This is a genomic window from Streptomyces fuscichromogenes, assembly GCF_014645815.1.
Lineage (GTDB): Bacteria > Actinomycetota > Actinomycetes > Streptomycetales > Streptomycetaceae > Streptomyces > Streptomyces fuscichromogenes.
In genome coordinates this window covers 1-624 of sequence record NZ_BMML01000123.1, presented here as the reverse complement: position 1 = coordinate 624, position 624 = coordinate 1, and the positions used below count along the sequence as shown (strand labels likewise).

Here is a 624-nt window from a genome sequence, read left to right as displayed (position 1 = left end):
TGATGTGTCGGAGCCGACGGTGGCTTTCGGGGTGGCAGACGTGCGGGGGGACGGGTCGGGGGTGGCGCAGTGGCGGGCGCGGCTGGACGCGGGGGTCGCGTTGCGGGTGCGGGAGCAGGCGCGTCGGCTGGGGGTGAGTGCGGCGACGGTGTTCCATGTGGTGTGGTCGCGGGTGCTGTCGGTGGTCTCCGGCCAAGACGATGTGGTGTTCGGCACGGTGGTCCTGGGCCGGATGCAGGCCGGCGAAGGCGCGGACCGGGTCCCGGGACTGTTCATGAACACGCTCCCGGTGCGGGCCGGTACCGGTGCGGGGGTGGCGGGAGCGGTGCGGGCGATGCAGGGGCAGCTCGCGGAGCTGATGGTGCATGAACACGCCTCGCTGGGCACCGCTCAGCGGATGAGCGGGGTGCAGGCACCGGCCCCGCTGTTCACCACCCTGTTCAACTACCGGCATGCTCCCGGGGCGACCGCGGGCGGCCAGGGGACAGGACCGGACGGCGTACGGCTGCTCAGGGCCCAGGACCGGACGAATTATCCGGTCACGGTGTCGGTGGACGATTTCGGCGCTGACTCCGGTTTCGGCCTGGACGTCCAGACCGTCACTCCTATCGACCCTCGTGCCGT

1 protein-coding gene is annotated in these 624 nt (G+C 71.5%); it reads left to right on the top strand.

Going from position 1 to position 624, the window contains the following annotated elements:
* Positions 1 to 31 precede the first annotated feature (31 nt).
* A partial coding sequence (locus IEZ11_RS50470) for a condensation domain-containing protein (protein WP_189269864.1) occupies positions 32 to 624 on the top strand: 593 nt, incomplete at its 3' end.